The sequence below is a fragment of the Streptomyces sp. NPDC127038 genome, assembly GCF_042725875.1.
Lineage (GTDB): Bacteria > Actinomycetota > Actinomycetes > Streptomycetales > Streptomycetaceae > Streptomyces.
Genome location: NZ_JBHXDQ010000010.1, coordinates 88,647 through 105,028, shown reverse-complemented (window position 1 = coordinate 105,028; position 16,382 = coordinate 88,647). Strand labels below are relative to the sequence as shown.

Genomic DNA, 16,382 nt, shown 5'->3' with positions numbered 1-16,382 from the left:
ACCGTCCACTCACCTCCATTCATCCAGAAAATCGCGTGCCGCTTGCAAGTATTGTTGACGTCGCGGATTGATGAGACGTATCGCCCTTTGATTGGCCAAGATTGGCGTGTACCAATTCTCGGCCATCTCCTCCAGACCTCGCCTCGCAGCCCGATTATCCGTCCTGTAGAGAACCACGCCCGTCAGACCGGGGTAGTCCCGTCGATGCGTGGCAAGACGGGACTGCAGGTCCGTGGCCATACCCGTTCGCATCACCGTTCCGTTCTCCGACACCAATGCGTAGATGCCGCCCCTGGCATTGGGGTCACCGATGGCCTGGTGTGATGAGCTGAGGAGGCCCACCGTCGGACATCCGCCGGAATTGTGCACGAGGACCGGAGTCTGTCCCGCCAGCACATAGTACGTGTGCAGACCATCGACTGTGAGATTGTACGTGCGGGCGTGGCGGGTGTATGCGTGGTTCCCCGTAATGATGACTGTGTCACCGTCGATGGTGAGCAAGGTCATCCCTGCTTTGAGCTTGCCAGCAGGGATCCACTGGTCTTCTGATGGGGACCAGAAGGGATGGCCGTTTGTTGCTGTGAGCGACTCGATGCCGTCAGCGGTAGCGATGGACAATTTGTTGAAGCGCTTGTCGCTATCGGTGACGATCAGTCGGGTTACCTTGCGAGGGCTTGTTTTGCGTGTCTTCGGGTCGGTGGCCTGTACTTCGTCACCGACCTTGACATCCTCGATATTCTTTGCTTTTCCGTCCGCCATGAGAACGCCGGTGCCCGCCAGGAAGCATTTACAGTCCGATAGGGCGAGCTTTCCTAGCTTTGACAGCGTTGCTACTTTGACCTGCATTGCGTCGGCGGCGACCCGGGCAGTACAGCTCAAGGTCGGGTGTTTGGCGCACTGAGCTGCCGCCGCATAGTCGAAGACAAGGAACTTGAAGAGGTCCTTGCCCTGGGTAAGTCTGCGACTTTCGCCTACGGGCAGGACGCCGGGAACGGAAAGCCCGTTGCCGAACGAGGTTTCCTTGTAGACGATTTTTGTACCACCTGAAGAAACAGTAGTCGTGGTGATGTTTGTGCCATCGCTGCGGTCATCGCCGACCTCCTGCTCGTACGTTTGGGGCGTCCAGGTGCCGTCCGAGTTGGGGGTGTACCACTCCCTGGTGCCGTCCGCGCAGATGCCGCTAGTTCCGCATTGGCCGACCGGCTTGAGGCCGCTGGGATCAGAGAAATTGATGGGGTCGTTGTTGCTGTAGCTGTATGCGGAAAGGCTCTGTGGGTCGTAGGGGGCGACGAGTGGGTCGGGGCTGAGGAAGCGTCCCAGGTGCGGGTCGTAAGCGCGGGCGCCAAGGAGTGAAAGGCCGGTGCTGGTGTCCTCGGTCTTGCCGAGGAAGCCGTTGCTGGTGCCGGTGGGCAGGGTTCCGGAGCGTTCGTCGCCGAAGGGGGTGTAGCGGCGGCGGGTGGTGGCGCCGGTGACGGCGTCGACGGTGACCTGGGTGGACGCCTGGCTGTCGGCCATCAGGTAGGTGAGAGTGTCACCCGTGGTGGTGCCGGTGGTGGTGCGCATGGCGACGGTCGCGCCGCCGGAGGTGTAGTAGCGGGTGGCGGTGGTCTTGTTGTCTGCCCTGCGCACCTCCATGCCACCGAGGTAGGCGACTGTCTCCGTCGGTGTGGTCCGCACGAGGAGGTTTCCGCCAGCGTCGTAGGTGTAGCCGGTGAGTTTGCTGCCGCCGGAGTCGGTGGTGGTGGTTGTGGCGAGTTGGCCCTGGGGGGTCCAGGTGTAGTCGGAGGTCTTGCCGGGCTCGATGTGCTTGAGCATCTCGCCGGCGGTGTCGTAGAAGAAGTCCTCGGTTCCGGTGACCGTGGTGTCGGTCTTGATGTTGATCTTGCGGACGCCATGCGGCTGGGCGGCGTTGGCCGTCGTCCAGGTCCCGGCGTCGTCGTAGCCGGGGTAGAGGTAGTCCCGGTTGACGGCGGTGCCGGTGCTGTTGGTGTCCTTGACGGACTGCAGGTTGCCCAGGCGGTCGTAGGTGTAGGCCGTGTTGTACGGGGCCTCGCCACCGGAGTTGCCGACCCAGTCCGGGGACCTGCATATGGTGCCTCGGGTGTAGGCGCTGGTCAGGCGGCCCTGGTCGTCGTAGGTGAAGCACTGCGACTGGGGGTCCTGGCCGGTGGCCTGTTCCCGGATCTCGGTGATACGGCCGGCGTTGTCGTAGGTGTATGCGTCTTGCTGACTCTGCTGGGTGGTGACCTGGTCGACGCTGGTGGTCGTGGTGATGCCCGTCAGCTGTCGGGTGCCGTCGGTGGTGTCGTAGGTGTAGTTGCGCTGTGCGGTGACCTTGTTGGCGCCGACGAGGGGCGAGCCGTAGTCGCGCTCCTTGATCAGCCCGAGGTCGTCGTAGTAGTCGGTGTTCTTGACGTAGGTCTGCGTGGCGGAGGCGAGATTGGTGGGCTGACCGAGGGTGTTGTAGGTGGTGGTGACCTTCTCCGGGTCCAGACCGCCGGCGGCGGGGTAGGTGACGGCGGTGATGTGGTCGGCGGCGTCGTAGTCGTATGTGGTGGTGTAGTTGCCGGCCAGGCCGGTGAGGGCGGCGGGGAGGGTGATGGTGGTGCTGGTCGGTCGGCCGCGGCTGTCGAAGGCGTCGGTCTTGGTGGTGTAGCTGTTGCCGTTGGTGTCGGTGCTGGTGGCGGAGGTGATTTGCCCCTTGCCGCCGCTCACCCCGTCCCACTGCCAGGTCGCCAGCGTGGTGGTGCCCCTGCTGACGGATGTCTGTCGACCGAGGTGGTCGTAGCTGTAGGTGCGGGTGTTGGTCATCAGCTGCGGGTTGAGCGGGTCGACCTTGTTCGAGACCGAGCTGATGCGGCCGTTGTGGTCGTACTTCGTTGTGGAGCTGCCGGAGTCCCGGTCGGTGACGCTCGTGCCGTTGCCGGCCCAGTCGTAGGTGTAGACGGTGGTGTTGTTGCGCGGGTCGGTGATCTGCTTGAGCTGGCCCTTGTCGTCGTAGGTGTACTTGGTGCTGTAGGTGCTGGTGCCGTTGTGCTCGACGACCTGGGAGGTTTGGCCGAAGACGTTGGTGTAGGTGTCGGTGGCCCCGGGCTCGTTCGACGTGACGGTGCTGTAGTCGCCGTGGTAGGCGGTCCAGGTCTGGCCTTCGGCGATGGCCCGGGTGCTGGTGCCGTTACCGACGAGGATCTGGGACATGGTGGTGCGACCGGCCCAGTCCAGGGTCAGGTCGGTGTAGGACGGCAGGTCTGCGACGGCCGGGCTCACCGGGTCGGTGCCGCCTGCGCGGCCTGCGCTCTTGAAGCTGGCGGAGGTGCCGGTGACGTTGCCGGCTGAGTCGTACCGGGTCACCGCGACCTGCCGGTACGTCCACGGTATTCCGTCCGGGATATTGGCCTCAGTCTCCCGGGCGCGGCCGAGGCCGTCGGTGTAGTCGTAGGTCGTGAGGTAGGTGCTGCCGGACTGCAGGGTGGACGTCGTCGTCATGGGGTAGCCGACGACGGCGTCCGGGACGGTTCCACCGGTCGCGGTGGGGATGGTGTAGCCGAACTTCAGTGACGGGTTGTCGCCCGTTTCGGTGGGCTCCCACACCTCGGTGGCGCGTCCGGCCGCATCGAGCGTGATCTTGGTGATGTTTCCGTTGGCGTCCTGGGTCTTGTACGGCACGCCCCAGAGCCGCGAGAGCCAGACAGTGGTGGTCAAGGGAGTGAGCGGAAGAGCCCAGTTGGGAGATCCGTCCGGGTCGGCGCTGGTGGTGACGATGCCGTCCACCGGCCAGTTGCTGGGCGGGTTGTAGGTGGTGGTGGTGCGGTTGGAGTCGGCGTCCTGGAACCAGATCTGCCGGCCGGCGCCGTCGTAGCCGAACGTCTCCCGCTGCGGGTCGGTGTCACCGGCGACGGTGTAGACGCCGGTTTCGGTGGTGTTGCCGTCGACCGGGTGGTTCGCGGACACCGAGGCGGCATTGTCGTAGAGGGTGTAGCTGTAGGAGTCCTGGTTGGTGGAGGCGCGGTCGGCGCAGCTTCCGCCGGCGGTGTTGTAGTGGCGGGTGTCCTGGATGAGGATCATCCACCGTTTGACGCCCGTGCTGTCGAGCGTGTCGGTGTTGACGGTGCGGCCCCAGGTCGTGCACTGGTTGTCGGAGACACCCTTTTCGCCCTGGTCGTCGATGCGCAGCGGCAGCCCGTAGGTGGTGGACCGGTCGCTGGTGTCGTCGTACTCGTGCTGGACGACGTGGGTGCGCCATCCGGTTCCGGAGGAGACCATCGTGTCGGTGGTGGTCTCGTCCTCGCGGACGAAGCGTGCGTCGGGCAGGCCGTCGTAGGTGGCCGTGGTGTGGACCCAGTAGTGGTGGAAGACCCGTTGGTGGGAGTTGCCTGTGTCGTCGCGCATCGAGCTCTCGATGGTCTGGCCCGCCAGCCAGGCCGAGTCGGTGTAGCTGGTGCTCTGACCATCGGCGACAGTCACCGACCGGGTCTTGGACGGGTCGGTCTTGGAGGTGCGGTCGCCGTCCAGGCCGCGGTAGAGCCAGCTGACGGCGGTGTGCTGGACCGCGCCGCTGCCGCTGGTGACCTCCACGGTGTGGTAGCCGCGCCAGTCCGACCACGACTCGTCACTGTCGGCCGTGAGGGGGTCGTTGGTGAAGCGCCAGCCTGCCCCGCCGCCGTAGGTGTAGCTGGTGGTCATCTCCGGGGCGCCGTCCTGGCTGGTGGTGACCGTCGGGTCGACGGTCACCTTGGTGACCAGGAACTTTTTGAACCAGCCCGTTTTCTCGCTGCCGCCCTCGGGCGTCCACTTCTGCCAGAAGCAGTCCTTGGTGTTGGTGGACTCGTCGGGCAGGTTGGCGATGTCGCAGGGGTCGGGCTGGCCGTAGGTGACGGTGGTGGTGGCTCCCAGGTCGCCGTGGATGGTGTTGACGCGGCGGAAGTTCAGCTCGCTGGAGCCCACCTGGTTGTCCAGGTCGACGCCGTCGAAGTTGACGACGGGCAGGATCTTGTCCTCGCCAGTGCCGTAGGCCTCGTGCTGGACGTAGTCGAGCCACAGCGTCTTGCCGATGGTTCCTGCGGGGTTGGGCAGGGCGTGCTTGGTCTGGTACTGCTGCACCAGGTCCCAGTCAACGCCGGTGGTCTTCAGCACGTAGGTCTTGATGTCCCACAACATGTCCGTGCTGAAGAACGTGGGGTAGTACGTCTTGCCCGCGCAGTAGTAGTCCGCGGATGTGCCGTCGCACAGCAGGTCTAGCGGAACGTCCGGGTAGGACGTGGGGCTGGAGGATATCGACGGGCACGGGTCCGGCTCGTTGCGCAGTGGGTCCGTGTCCGCCATGCGTTCCACGCACCGCTTGACGTGGCTGAGCTCCACCTTGCCCGTGGGCATGGAGCCGGTGATCTGGGTGGCCCAGCCGTACTCGATGCGGGAGAGATAGCCGGAGGCGGTGTAGGAGCGGGCCTTGTCGGTGTTGGCGACGGAACGGTAGTAGTTCGTCTCCTTGTCGTAGTAGTAGGCGGCCTCCACCTCGTTGGGGTCGACGGTGCGGTCGAGGTTCCACCGCCAGGCCTGCGTGCACGGCTCGGGGAACTGCGCGTGGCACGGCTCGCCCACGTCATTGCCCACCACCGGTTCGGTGAACACCGATCCGGTCAGACCCTGGGTGCGCTCGTTGCGGCCCCAGCCGAAGTAGTAGCGGCTGCCGTCCTGGGTGGAGATCACCCAGTACTCGTCGTCCGCCCCGTACCCACCGAAGAGGTGCTGAACCTGCCAGCCCGGGTCGTCCTGAATGTGGTAGGAGCCGGTGCCGGTGCCGTCCTGGACGAGCTGGGAGGTGACGCCGTTGAAGCTGATGACATAGACGGCTCCGTCCGGCTCCTTCGAGCTGTTGGGAGAGTCCCAGCACATGTCACCGATGGTCTTCAGGCCGTCCTTGGAGCAGTTGCGGTAGCGGCGCTCGATGTAGCCGACGTTCAGGTCCCAGCCCATCCCGACCCAGGACGCCTGGTTGTTCGTCGCCGAGGTCCGCCCGTCCACCGACTGCGAGTTGTACGACAGGGACAACGACGGCGCACTGCCCTGTGCGGGCTTGGGCAGGCTGACGGGGAGGTTGTAGGTGAAGGCGCCGGAGCCTGCCGACACGTCCCACGACCCGGTCGGTGACAGGGTGGAGGCCCGGTAGTCGCCCTGTGTCGAGGACGATCCCGTGGTCACCGCGTAGACGGAGGCCGAGCCGCTGCCCAGCTGGGAGGACAGGCCGTCGCTGTCGGGCTCGGCCTCGACCGTCGCGGTCAGCGTGCCCTTGGCGGTGTCGTTGTCCACGGGCACGGATTCCCGCTGCGTGCACTGTTCGGCTTCCGGCGTCTGCAGGGCGCACGCGGGCAGCTTCACCAGCTGCAGCCGGTCGGCGAAGTCGCCGCCGTAGGCGTACTTGAAGCCCGAGTAGTCAATCGAGACCTGCACCTGCCCGGGGGTGGTGACACCGTCGGTACGGGTCACCTGCACGCCCAGGCCGATGCCGCCGGCCGGGGCGACGTCGTTGTGGTCCAGGACCCGTACTTCGACCTGGTCCGGCGTCACCGGATCCGCGTCGGTGGCGGGCGGCGGCGTGGACTCCGAGTCCGAAGGCTGCGGCGACGCACTCGCCACAGGGTCAGCGGAGGCCGAGGAGGCCGAAGCCGTCGCGTCGGACGTGTCCGTGACGGAGGGTTCCGCGGTCGGATCGTCGGTGTCGTCCGGCTGGAGCGACGCATCGGGTGACGTGGTCGGCTGCGCCGTAGGGGTGTCGTCCGCGGCGAGCTGTGAACGGGACAGCTGCGTCGAGGCGGAACTGGCGTCGTCCGCGGGGGCGACCTCGACGACGTTCGCGACCTCAGTGACGTCGCTGCCCGCAGAGGCCGACGGGCTGGCGGTCACCGTGCCCGGATCGCCGGGCGCCGCCTGCGACAGGTCAACGATCGCCTCCGCGGCCTTCGGCCACTTCGGCGCCGGCAGCGCCTTGCCCGCCTCTTCTGCATGCTGCGCCTGCACCGCCCCGAGCGGTTGCGACGGTACGACAGGTGTCGAATCCTCCGCAGCCGCGGCGTCGCCTGGCGAGACCACCGACATCGTCGACAGCAAGCCGGCCATCAGTGCGCCGGCTATCCCAACTGACAGGTATCTCGCGCGCTTTGCAGCCACCCGAACCCCCCTTGCATGTGCCACTTGCAGCACGTGCAAGGGCAGCCCAACAAAACAACCACCGCTCCAGGGCATGCCGAAGACACCTACGAGAGGTGGTGGGATCGGCGTGGCCTGAATTCGATCAGTGAACTGGGACAGTAGTTCTTGTGAATCAGGTGTGAACAGAGGGGTTCGATCATGGGTTCCCCGAGGGAGTGTGATCTTGTCCACAGTTTGAAGCCGACGCATGCAGGCTCCTGACCTGCACATTTGGCCTATCGCCGACGTCGACGGCCCATCGCGAGGGCAGGAAGCGGGCGGTCTCCGCGGCCTCTGAAGGTCTCAACGCCACTACGTCTGCGTCGAGTTCACTGGGGCGCGTCGCGGCGCGGTGACGCGCGGCAGCTTCGGCGTATCTGCCACTGTGCACGTTCAGCTGGGGCGCGGTGAGGGGCCGCTGCACGGGCGACGTCAGTTTCGTGGGGGTACTGCCTGCAGTGCACTTCGGCAGGGCGCGCCCACATCCGGTTACGCGCTCCGCCGGGCGAGTGAATCCTGCTCCCCTCGTCGGGTGGTGAGGTCCGACGGCCCCCGGGCACCAGGTGCAGGGTGTGAGCGAAGATTCTGCTCAGAGAGACGGACCCCCACTGATGACCCTGTTCGCCGTCGAGGACATCCAGGCTCGTGACGACGAGACGGAAGCCCTGACTGGGACCGCCCTGCGCAAGCAGGTGACCTTGGCGGTCGACACGCTCTCCAAGGCTGTCGGCGAGGAGTCCGGAGCCCTGTGGGACCGCGTTTTCAAGTTGGTCAACGTGCCCCGCCTGTCCGACGCCGATGACGACGACCTGCGGGAGGTTCTCCGAGAGCTCGGTGTGTGTGAGCAGGAGGGCCGGAGGGGCTATCGCGCACGTCTGCGGCGGGTCACTCGCGTCGACCGCCCTGGAGGTATCGGCCGGTTGCCTCGGCCCCGGTGGGTCAAGGCGGCCGGTGTCGCGGGCAGGTGCGGGCTGTGCGGTGACTGCTACGAAGCGGGCGAGATGATCGGCCGCGTCGCGTTCGCGGAGGAGATCCCGTACACGCCGATGGGCTGGCTGTGCTGGCACTGCCTTGTCCAGCGCCGCCAGCGGCCGCGCCGCCGCGACGTCCTGCTGCGCATCTTCCACGCCCTGTTCGCCGGCGACGGGTTCGGTCTGAACGGGCACGAGTGCCGCGTTCTGCTGGCCTGGCTGAGCGAGGAGCCGGCGCTGTCCAAGAGCAAGCCGTGGGCGGCCGACCCGTTGGAAAACACCCTGGTCCGGCTGCGGTCCGGCGCGGCCGACGCGAACCCGGCGATCTGGTTCAGCGCCCAGACTGCGCACACCATCGTCGCCGTACTGCAGGAAGCCCCCGCTTCGCCGCTCCTGACACTCCAGGACGGCGAGACGCTCGAGGCCCTGGTCCAGCACCTGGCCGAATGGGAGACCAACCCCTCCGGTGTCCGGCGGGCGCAGTACGGAACGGGCTGGCGCTACCGCCAGCGGGTACTGCAGCTCACGAGCAATCCCACTGTTCTGTCCGAGCGGGGCGGCCCGTTCCATCTCTTCCACTGCCGGGTCAATCCCTCGGGACAGCTGGTGGAAACCGACTAGACCAGACCTCGGGCGGACAGCGCTGCTGCTCACAGACGATGGAGAGGGCCCGTTGCCCAAGTTCTGGATCGGGTCTGGGGCGTTCGACGCGGGCCCGGCGTAACGCGGCGGCCTCGGTCGCCGCGGCCTGGCGGCGACGCTCGGTGAGTGCCTGCTCGATCGGGGCCGACGCAGCGTCCTGAACGGCGTCGGGCTCGGGAAACGCCCTGCGGGACAGCTCGCGCATCGCGGCGGTCTGCCGCTCCACCGCCGCCGTGATGTGCGGGTCCATCCGCGACGGTGGTGCCGCCTCCTGGTGCGCGGCGAGCGCGCGGCGGTAGCCATCCGAGGCGGTCTCCCGAGTACGTGGCTGCCCGGCGGCCGCGGGCTCCGGATCGGAGTCGGCCGGCTCGGGCACCGACACCGTGCCGGGCGCCAGGATCCGCAGGGTGCGTACGACCGTGCGGCCTGCCGACTGGTTGGCGGCCGCGATGATCCGGGTCTGCTCCAGCCGGGCCTTCGTCGCCCAGGCAGCCGACTCCGGGCATACGGTGAGCTGTCCCGAGTCGGCGTCGTAGGACACGGCGGCGACGTGCCCGGCGAGCTCGGGGGTGATGGCCGCCCACCGTTCGCGCAGCGTCGCACCGGCGGCTGGGAGCTCCCACGCGCGCTCGGTGACCAGGGCGCCGATCGCGGCACCCAGGCCCATGGGCTCGCGTCCGTCGCGGCGCACCGTACGCACGATCCGCGGCTTCGCCTTCGCCTTCGGGCCGCCGCCGTTGGCGCGTGCCGCCTCCATCGCGGCCCGCAGCGCGACCCGGGCCAGGTCGACGCCGGACACCTCGCTGCCGTTCATGCCTGCCCCCACGAGCTGTAGCCGAGGTCCAGGTGCCCAAGGCCCGCGAGGCGCTGCACGGTCGCGACGAACGACCTGGTGAACAGGCGCTGCGCGGAGTGCTCGCCGTACCGGGCGATGTGGTCGTGAACGATCTGGTGGTCTGCGGCGGCGCGGTTGCGCCAGTCCAGCACCTGCTCGCGGGTCAGGTCCTCGAGGACCAGCTCCTGGTCGTCGTAGACGTCCGCGACTTCCGGGACCGGGGCGACGGCGGCCGGACGGGGCGCGGGCAGCGCGACCAGGGCCACCGGTGCGGCCGGGGCCCGGCCCTCGGGCTGCGCGGCCGCGGCTTTGATACGGCTCTGAGCTGCGGCGGCCTGCCGGGCGCGGACCTGGTCCCACTTGTACACCTGCGCCCACGCCCTGGCCGTCACGTCCTGATGCAGCTGCGTAGCGGTGGCCGCTCGGCGCTCCGCCTGCGAGGCACCGGGCATCGCAGCGTCGACGGCGGCCGCGACAGCGTGGCGTTGTTCCCGGCGGTCTTCCTGCCGTTCTGAACACCGGGGGCATTCCTGGCCGGAGTCGAGCAGCACTCGGTCGTCGCACCGTACGTCGCCGCATTGCTGACGCTGCGGGAGCCCGAGGCCGATCAGCCAGCCCACCGGGTCCTTGATCGGCCCGGCCAGCCGTATCTGGTCGGCCAGACGCCGGGCGAGCCGGTCGGCGAGGACCTGCGGCGCATCGACGCGGCCGGCGAACCCGACCACCTTGCCCAGCTCGCTGCGGGCGGCGGCCGCCACCAGGCGGCGGGCGGCCGGACGTTCCAGACGCGCCCACACCAGGTCCACCGGGTCCAGGACGGCCAGCAGATCCGTTGGTGGCAGCGGCACCCTGCCCCGCTGCTGCCTGCCCTGGCCCTCACCGGCCCCGACCCGCACCGAACCGTCGTCCACCGGCCCGCGGCCGGGCTTCTCGCTGCTGATCGACCGGGAGTTCTCCTGCTGTTCCCCGCGGAGCGGGCCGCCGTCCTCGCCCGCGCACGCGCGGTCCGGTAGACCGTGGATCCCACCACGGCCTTCGCCGGAAAAGCCACCAGAGAGCGGGAGAGAACCACCAGGAGCGACAACAGAGGCGTGGAGAGCGTGGTGCTGTGCAGTTGCGGCGAGGTCTGCCGATCCGGTCATCCCGTCCTGGCCGGGGCCCTCGATCCCAGTCGGAGCAAGGGTCTCGCTCGTCTCGCCGGACTCACGATCTCCGGATGCAGTATCGGCGAGGTCTGAAAGCAGGGCCTTCGCCGCCGGGCGGGCCTCCCGCACGGCCACGCCGTGGGCCTGGGCAACCGGCACCAAGCGGACCCGCGACTGCGCGTTCAGGCCCGAGCCGGTCTGCTTGCGTACCACGTCCGCGACACCGTGTTCCTGGAGGCGCTTGAGTACCTTCGCTCCGGCCGCCGCCGTACAGCCCAGCAGCCGCGCGACCGTCGCCGCCGGACGCCCCCGGGACGTGTCCACCGAACCGGGGCACAGCTGAAGCCAGCCCGCCGACCCCGTCGACAGCACCATCAGCAGCAGCCCGAGCCGGTCCGTCGCAGCCCCCCGGCCCGTACGGGACGCGAGCATCCCGGCCGGAATCGGTGCCTTGTCCTTCGGCATCCAGCCGGGCCCGAACAAGACCTCGCACAACCGCAGCAACACCGCCAGCTCCGCCCGCGACAACGCCAGCGCGTGCCCGGCGACACCGGCACGACGGGCACGCCAGAGCGGCATCACCAGACAGTCCAGCCCGGTCGGATGCCCCTTCGCGTCCATCACCACCCGTGTCCGCACCGCACCGGACTCCCGGAGCGCAGGCAGCACGTCGTGATGGACAGACGACTCCGTCACCCCGAGCCAACGCCCCAGCTCAGCACCCCACGTCGACGTCTGGCCGTCGTCGGGGCGGCCCTGTGGCGCACGCGACTTCGCGAACAACACCACCGCCGCCAGCCGGGCCGCGTCCGGCACACCGGCCAACGACGGGTCGGCCAGCAGAGTGCGCACCGCCGCGAGCAGCCGAGTCCGCATCCCCTTCGACAACTGGAGAGGGTCGCCCAACTCCGTGGAAGCCGGCCGGTCGGCAGCCTCCGGGACCGCCCTCAACCGACGCCGTTGGCGCGAGGGTCCCGCAGCGCAAGGTGTCCTGTCGACGGAAGAACGCGGAGCGGGAACCGCCACGGCGCTCACAGGGGGGCCCACATGAACGCAACCGAGAGCCTCCGTGTGGCCCGCTCGCGTGGCAGACCTCCGGACCAGGAGAGAAACTGTGACCGGATAGACGCCATAAAATGCGCCAAACGGGCATGGCTGGGCTGACAAAGAGCAGCACGATGCTGCAACATGGGTTCTGTCCTTCTCTCACATGAGAGTGGGTATAGCGAAGGGCCCTCTGGCACTTCGTGGTTCGGTGAGAACCAAGCTCGAACCGGCAGCAGCTGCTAACTGTTCGCCGGTTCCTTCAGGGGCCTGCTAAGCCCCTGGTGGCAGATGAGGCGCCATAGCCGAGGTGACGGCTAATCACCTGGGTGGCCGGGCGTCTCGGCGGCTAGAAGACCCGCTGTGCGGGCGCCGCCTGTCGCGATTACGCCAATTTGCTCCCTTCGCGGGAGAGCGTGGGCAGAGATGCTCGCCCCAACGCAAACGCCCCGCTGAAGGGCCAGCTTGCGCACGGGCGCTGCTGACCCCACGGCGGGGTGCTGTGTGTCGAGGCCAGGGTGCGGGTACCCTGATGCATGTCGATCACCTTGACTTGTGAAAAGGGTGGTCGTCCGGCCGTCGGGTCCCCATCACAAGACCCGTCGTGCCCGCCCCCTCGACTTGTCCAAGGTCGTGGGGGCCATTCTTTTGATCAAGCTCGGGCCCACGATACTCCCCCGAGGCAGCCGCCGTTATGGCAGGGACGACGTGTCGTCAGAAGGGGAATGGGCGGCAGACCCGGTTTCCTCTTGGAATCGCACGCAAATACCGGCGACGTACAGGTGTTTGAACTGTCGGTCTCTGAAGAATCTCCCGAATGCATTTGCGCGCGGCTCGCCGCTGAGTGCGAGGGGCCGGAGAGGCCAGATCCATCAACTCCCCCTGTGAGCGGAGTTGGACTGGGCCCGGTTGAAGACTCATCGGCGGGCGCCTCCTTCCATAGCCGCGATCTCGAGGGCAGGGGCGGGATGCCCGTGGTTGGGCCCAGGGGCGGGATGCCCGTGGTTGGGCCTCCCCTCCCGAGATCCACCTGCCGCGCTCAAGCTACCAACCTTTCGCGAAATGCGGCAAGGATGCACCAGGCGCCCTGCGCCGCGTCAGAACTCGTACTGAAGCTCGTAGAGGTGACTGGCCTTTGCCATCTCAGTCACCTCGATCACCCGATCGTCCTGGCTAAGGACCACGCGCAGGGTGCGAAGGACCGGTAGATCGCTGGGCAACTGCAGAGCCTCGTACTGCTCTTGTGTAGCGATACAGGCTGAGACGCGATCCAGGGTCCGGGCCGGCGGGTAGCCAGCTTCGGCGAGCAGCGCTGGACTACCGCCACGGATCCGCTTCCTCAGCATCAGTGCTGTGCCGGCCGCCAGATCCAACGGGTAGTACGACTTCACCAACTCGCACGGTTCTTCGTTCAGGAACAGAATCTGCTTCCGGAGAACCGCTCTCTGGCCTTCATCGAGGCCGAGTGCCTCCCGTACGTCGCCAGGGGGAACGACTTCTCCCACCTCCAGCAGCTTTGAAGTGCCGGACTGACCGCGCCTCTCTGCTTCAGCGATCCACCGGTACCGCCCACCCGGCGCTGCTGGCGCCGAGTACAAGGCCGGGGTCATGATTTGGCGGCGAAGTCCGCGCACCTGCACGGAACTTCCCGCGCGCCCGACGACGAGACCCTCCCTTTTGAGCAGACCCAGCGCCTTCTGAACCGTGGCGTTCGAGGCATTGAAGCGCGTCTTGAGCTGCTCAGTCGACGGGATGGCGGTGCCCGGAGGGTAGTCCCCGGCATTGATCTGGTCGCGTAGGTCGGCAGCGATCCGCTCGTGGAGAGGGCGCGGGTCGGCGGTTGCACTTTCGGCCGTGGGGCTCATCCCTGCTTCTTCAAGCTGTAGTGGAGGTGGCGATCGTTCGACGGCATGGTGATGGCGTCCACCTGCAGCGGCTTTCCGTCGGCGGCGACGTGCACGCGAAGCAGGGTCAGGACAGGCTCGGAGCCATCAAGGTGTAGGGCTTCCAGTTCCGCGGCAGTGGGCATGCGCGCGCTGACGTCCTCGTGGACTTGCGCTGTCGTGAAGCCGAGGCTCGCCAGAAGCGTGACAGCTCCACCCCTGATCTTGCGTGGGGTGGCAAGAGGGGTGTCCAGCGCGATGGCCGACGGGTAGTACGTGTCGGTGAGTTCCACTGGCTGCCCGTCGAGCGTGATGATCCGCTTTCGTGCGACCGCTTCCTCGCCGGCCTGGATACCCAAAGCCCGTGCGACGTCGGCTGGGGGCTCGATAGGGCCAGCGAATGTCAACTGCTGACCGCCCTTGCGTTCCCGAGCTGCGGATTCATCCGACCAGGCATCTCGCTCCCCCACGCTGCGCGGTGCGAGATACGGCTCCGAAGCGCTGATCCATTCGTCGCTCACCAGCTTGTCCTCCCGCTCCCTGCGATCGCCGAACCTTACCGCCTTTCACGATAAGTGCCCTGGTGGCTCAACTGCACGCCGATGCAGAACCTTGCTACTTTTCGCGAAAGGTAGTACGTTCGTCGCGTTCCCGACGAGGGAGAGGACTCATGGAACCGTTGTCACCGCCGACCCACTTCTCCGTGAAGGAAGTAGCCAGGCGGATGCGGACGCACCCCGCAACGGTCTATCGATGGATCGCGAGCGGCAAGCTGAAGGCTGAACCCAGCCAACGGCGCTGCGCTCGCTGCGCGGGAGTTCGCGACGGGGCACTCCAGATTCCCGCCGCGGCTCTTGAGAGCTTTCAGCCCCCGGCCCTAGACGACTGATCAGCCCAACCGCTGAGCAGGGGCTACGCCCCTCAGCACCACCGCAGTAGTCGTCCGTCCCTCGGGACGGCCGGGGTTGAGAGCCTCATCGAACTCCCCCGGAGCCTGACGGCCGCGACGACTGCGTGAACGTCGCAGCGCTGTGCGCTGTCTGTCCTGCGGGACGCCGGCCTCGTGCCGTGCGGCCCGCAGGGCAGAGAAAGCATCGCGACGCGCCCCGGCCACGCGTATATGAGGAGTCCAGATGCCTACCTCGCCCTTTGAGCGCACCGCCCGCCCCCGCCAGAGCCGGACCCGTTCCCGCACGGTCAACGGTCGCCCGGCGTTATCACTCTCTACTCTCAAACCCCACCAGGTTGACCTGCGTCCCGCCTGCGCCTCGCTGGTCTGCCCCGACTGTGAGACGTGGGTGCCGATCACCGGCCTCGGGACCAAGACACCGAAGGTCGTCCCGCACGACACCGGCCGCGCGGGCAAGGACGCCGCAGTGCGCTGCCGCCTGGGCAGCAACCGCCTACTTATCGTCGATGTCACGGTCAAGAAGTGGCAGGAGCGCCTGGAAGACGGCCACGCCCAAACTGGCCATCGCCGCCCAACCACTGTGCTGCGCAAGCCGAAGGTCGCCCCCGCCTTGGCCGTCAGCCAGATCGCCGCGCAGAAGCAGGCGCCGCCGGACAGCGACGGCCGCCCCATGTGGCTGCTGCGCGAGATGCAGTGGGCGTTGACCGAGTCCGCGGTTCGCGATGCCGACGCCCGCCGCGCGCAGCAGCCCGACGGCGATGCACCGCTGGCCGCACCGCCAGTACCACTCGAGACTCTGCATCCCCAACACCGCGCGAGCTGAGCCAATCCGGATGAACGACGAAGGCCCTGGCACCCACAGGGTGACCAGCCCCTTGGCGTCCCGTACGACATCCACCCGAGCACGAGCAAGGAGCACGCATGGACGACGACGTCACATTCGAAGAACTGTGCGCTGGTTACGAGGAGACGGACCTGGCCGAATTCGAGCAGTTCATGACCGAGATGGACGCCCGCGACGCCGAACAGCAGAACTGATCCGCAGCCTACGCTGCCCGCTGGCGACCGCGCCTGCCATGAGCGAGGCACGGTAGTCGGCGGAGTGCGCAGGACGCACTCCCCGCCTCAACTGGCGGGGCCGTGACGCGACGAACCCCCAGGGATTGCGCCCCTGGGGGTTCTTTGTCGCAGGTCACCCTTCCTGAGAGGACGACCCGCATGCTCAGCATGACAGCCGTACCCGCCCTGACCACTAGGACGCCCCTGCCGAAGCGGCCGGTCCTGCACGAGAAGACGCCGGACCGGCCGACTCCGACCAACCCCCGCCCGCATCCGCGTCACGCCCGGGCCGACGCCGAGATCGGCCCGCGCCGCCCCGGCGCGATCTACCAGAACGTGGACGGCCGCTTCGAGGTGCTCGCGCTCGTCACCAATCCACGCGAGGCTGCGCAGCTCCTGCGCCGAACCAGCGCACGATGGGCGGTCATCGTCCGCGACACCCTGCGCCCCGACGGGATCCCGTTCGCGGTCGGCTCGGCGTGGACGACGTCCGACTACCTGCTGCGCGAAGGCCGGACCCCGGCCGCCTACGTGCCGGCCGCCTGACGATCCGCCACGGTCCCCCTCCCACCACCGGCCCGATGGGGGTGGGAGGCGGGCCGTGGGGGGGGGGGCGGGGGGCGGGGGGGGCGGGGCGGGGGGGGGGGGAGGGGCCGGGGCGCCGGGGGCCGGGTGAGGGGTGGTTGGGGGGTGTGGGGGGGGAGCCCG

Annotated in this window: 9 protein-coding genes; 4 read left to right on the top strand and 5 right to left on the bottom strand. The window is 67.9% G+C overall.

The window, feature by feature from the left end; translation table 11 throughout:
* Positions 1-9: 9 nt before the first annotated feature.
* Positions 10-7,014: an RHS repeat-associated core domain-containing protein gene (locus ACFWI4_RS10685; RefSeq protein WP_387193484.1), complete on the bottom strand. Its 7,005-nt coding sequence runs from the start codon at positions 7,012-7,014 to the stop codon at positions 10-12.
* 782 nt (positions 7,015-7,796) lie between these two features.
* Here ACFWI4_RS10685 and ACFWI4_RS10680 point away from each other — a divergent pair.
* Positions 7,797-8,777 (top strand): hypothetical protein, encoded by a 981-nt coding sequence (locus tag ACFWI4_RS10680; protein ID WP_387193482.1) that lies wholly within the window; start codon positions 7,797-7,799, stop codon positions 8,775-8,777.
* On the opposite strand, the gene ACFWI4_RS10675 is transcribed toward ACFWI4_RS10680, so the two are convergent.
* From ACFWI4_RS10675 to ACFWI4_RS10660, 4 genes are all read right to left on the bottom strand, one after another.
* Positions 8,743-9,612 carry a DciA family protein gene (locus tag ACFWI4_RS10675; RefSeq protein WP_387193479.1) on the bottom strand — a complete coding sequence of 290 codons (870 nt, stop codon included), beginning with the start codon at positions 9,610-9,612 and terminating at the stop codon, positions 8,743-8,745. The genes ACFWI4_RS10680 and ACFWI4_RS10675 overlap by 35 nt on opposite strands.
* On the bottom strand, positions 9,609-11,654 hold the full coding sequence (locus tag ACFWI4_RS10670) for a hypothetical protein (protein ID WP_387193476.1): 2,046 nt from the start codon (positions 11,652-11,654) through the stop codon (positions 9,609-9,611). Before ACFWI4_RS10670 ends, ACFWI4_RS10675 begins: the two co-directional genes overlap by 4 nt.
* A gap of 1,265 nt (positions 11,655-12,919) precedes the next feature.
* Complete coding sequence (locus ACFWI4_RS10665) at positions 12,920-13,687, bottom strand: GntR family transcriptional regulator (RefSeq protein WP_387193473.1); 768 nt, start codon at positions 13,685-13,687, stop codon at positions 12,920-12,922.
* Positions 13,684-14,226, bottom strand: a complete 543-nt coding sequence (locus tag ACFWI4_RS10660; protein WP_387193470.1) for a UTRA domain-containing protein — start codon at positions 14,224-14,226, stop codon at positions 13,684-13,686. The genes ACFWI4_RS10665 and ACFWI4_RS10660 overlap by 4 nt, the downstream gene beginning before the upstream one ends.
* A gap of 149 nt (positions 14,227-14,375) precedes the next feature.
* On the opposite strand from ACFWI4_RS10660, the gene ACFWI4_RS10655 reads away from it, so the two are divergent.
* The 3 genes from ACFWI4_RS10655 to ACFWI4_RS10645 all read left to right on the top strand — a co-directional run bounded on the left by ACFWI4_RS10655 (position 14,376) and on the right by ACFWI4_RS10645 (position 16,220).
* Entirely contained in the window at positions 14,376-14,594 is a 219-nt protein-coding gene (locus ACFWI4_RS10655) for a helix-turn-helix domain-containing protein (protein WP_387193467.1), read from the top strand.
* A gap of 244 nt (positions 14,595-14,838) precedes the next feature.
* A complete protein-coding gene (locus ACFWI4_RS10650; RefSeq protein ID WP_387193465.1) occupies positions 14,839-15,438 on the top strand; it encodes a hypothetical protein in 600 nt (199 codons plus the stop codon).
* Between the two features lie 395 nt (positions 15,439-15,833).
* Complete coding sequence (locus tag ACFWI4_RS10645; RefSeq protein ID WP_387193463.1) at positions 15,834-16,220, top strand: hypothetical protein; 387 nt, start codon at positions 15,834-15,836, stop codon at positions 16,218-16,220.
* The last annotated feature ends 162 nt before the right edge of the window (positions 16,221-16,382 follow it).

What these genes read in the sequence shown, in the direction of transcription:
- ACFWI4_RS10680 (WP_387193482.1), top strand. Translation starts at nt 7,797, where the DNA reads ATGACCCTGTTCGCCGTCGAGGACATCCAGGCTCGTGACGACGAGACG.
- ACFWI4_RS10675 (WP_387193479.1), bottom strand. Translation starts at nt 9,612, where the DNA reads ATGAACGGCAGCGAGGTGTCCGGCGTCGACCTGGCCCGGGTCGCGCTG.
- ACFWI4_RS10670 (WP_387193476.1), bottom strand. Translation starts at nt 11,654, where the DNA reads ATGCGGACTCGGCTGCTCGCGGCGGTGCGCACTCTGCTGGCCGACCCG.
- ACFWI4_RS10665 (WP_387193473.1), bottom strand. Translation starts at nt 13,687, where the DNA reads ATGAGCCCCACGGCCGAAAGTGCAACCGCCGACCCGCGCCCTCTCCAC.
- ACFWI4_RS10655 (WP_387193467.1), top strand. Translation starts at nt 14,376, where the DNA reads ATGGAACCGTTGTCACCGCCGACCCACTTCTCCGTGAAGGAAGTAGCC.
- ACFWI4_RS10650 (WP_387193465.1), top strand. Translation starts at nt 14,839, where the DNA reads ATGCCTACCTCGCCCTTTGAGCGCACCGCCCGCCCCCGCCAGAGCCGG.
- ACFWI4_RS10645 (WP_387193463.1), top strand. Translation starts at nt 15,834, where the DNA reads ATGCTCAGCATGACAGCCGTACCCGCCCTGACCACTAGGACGCCCCTG.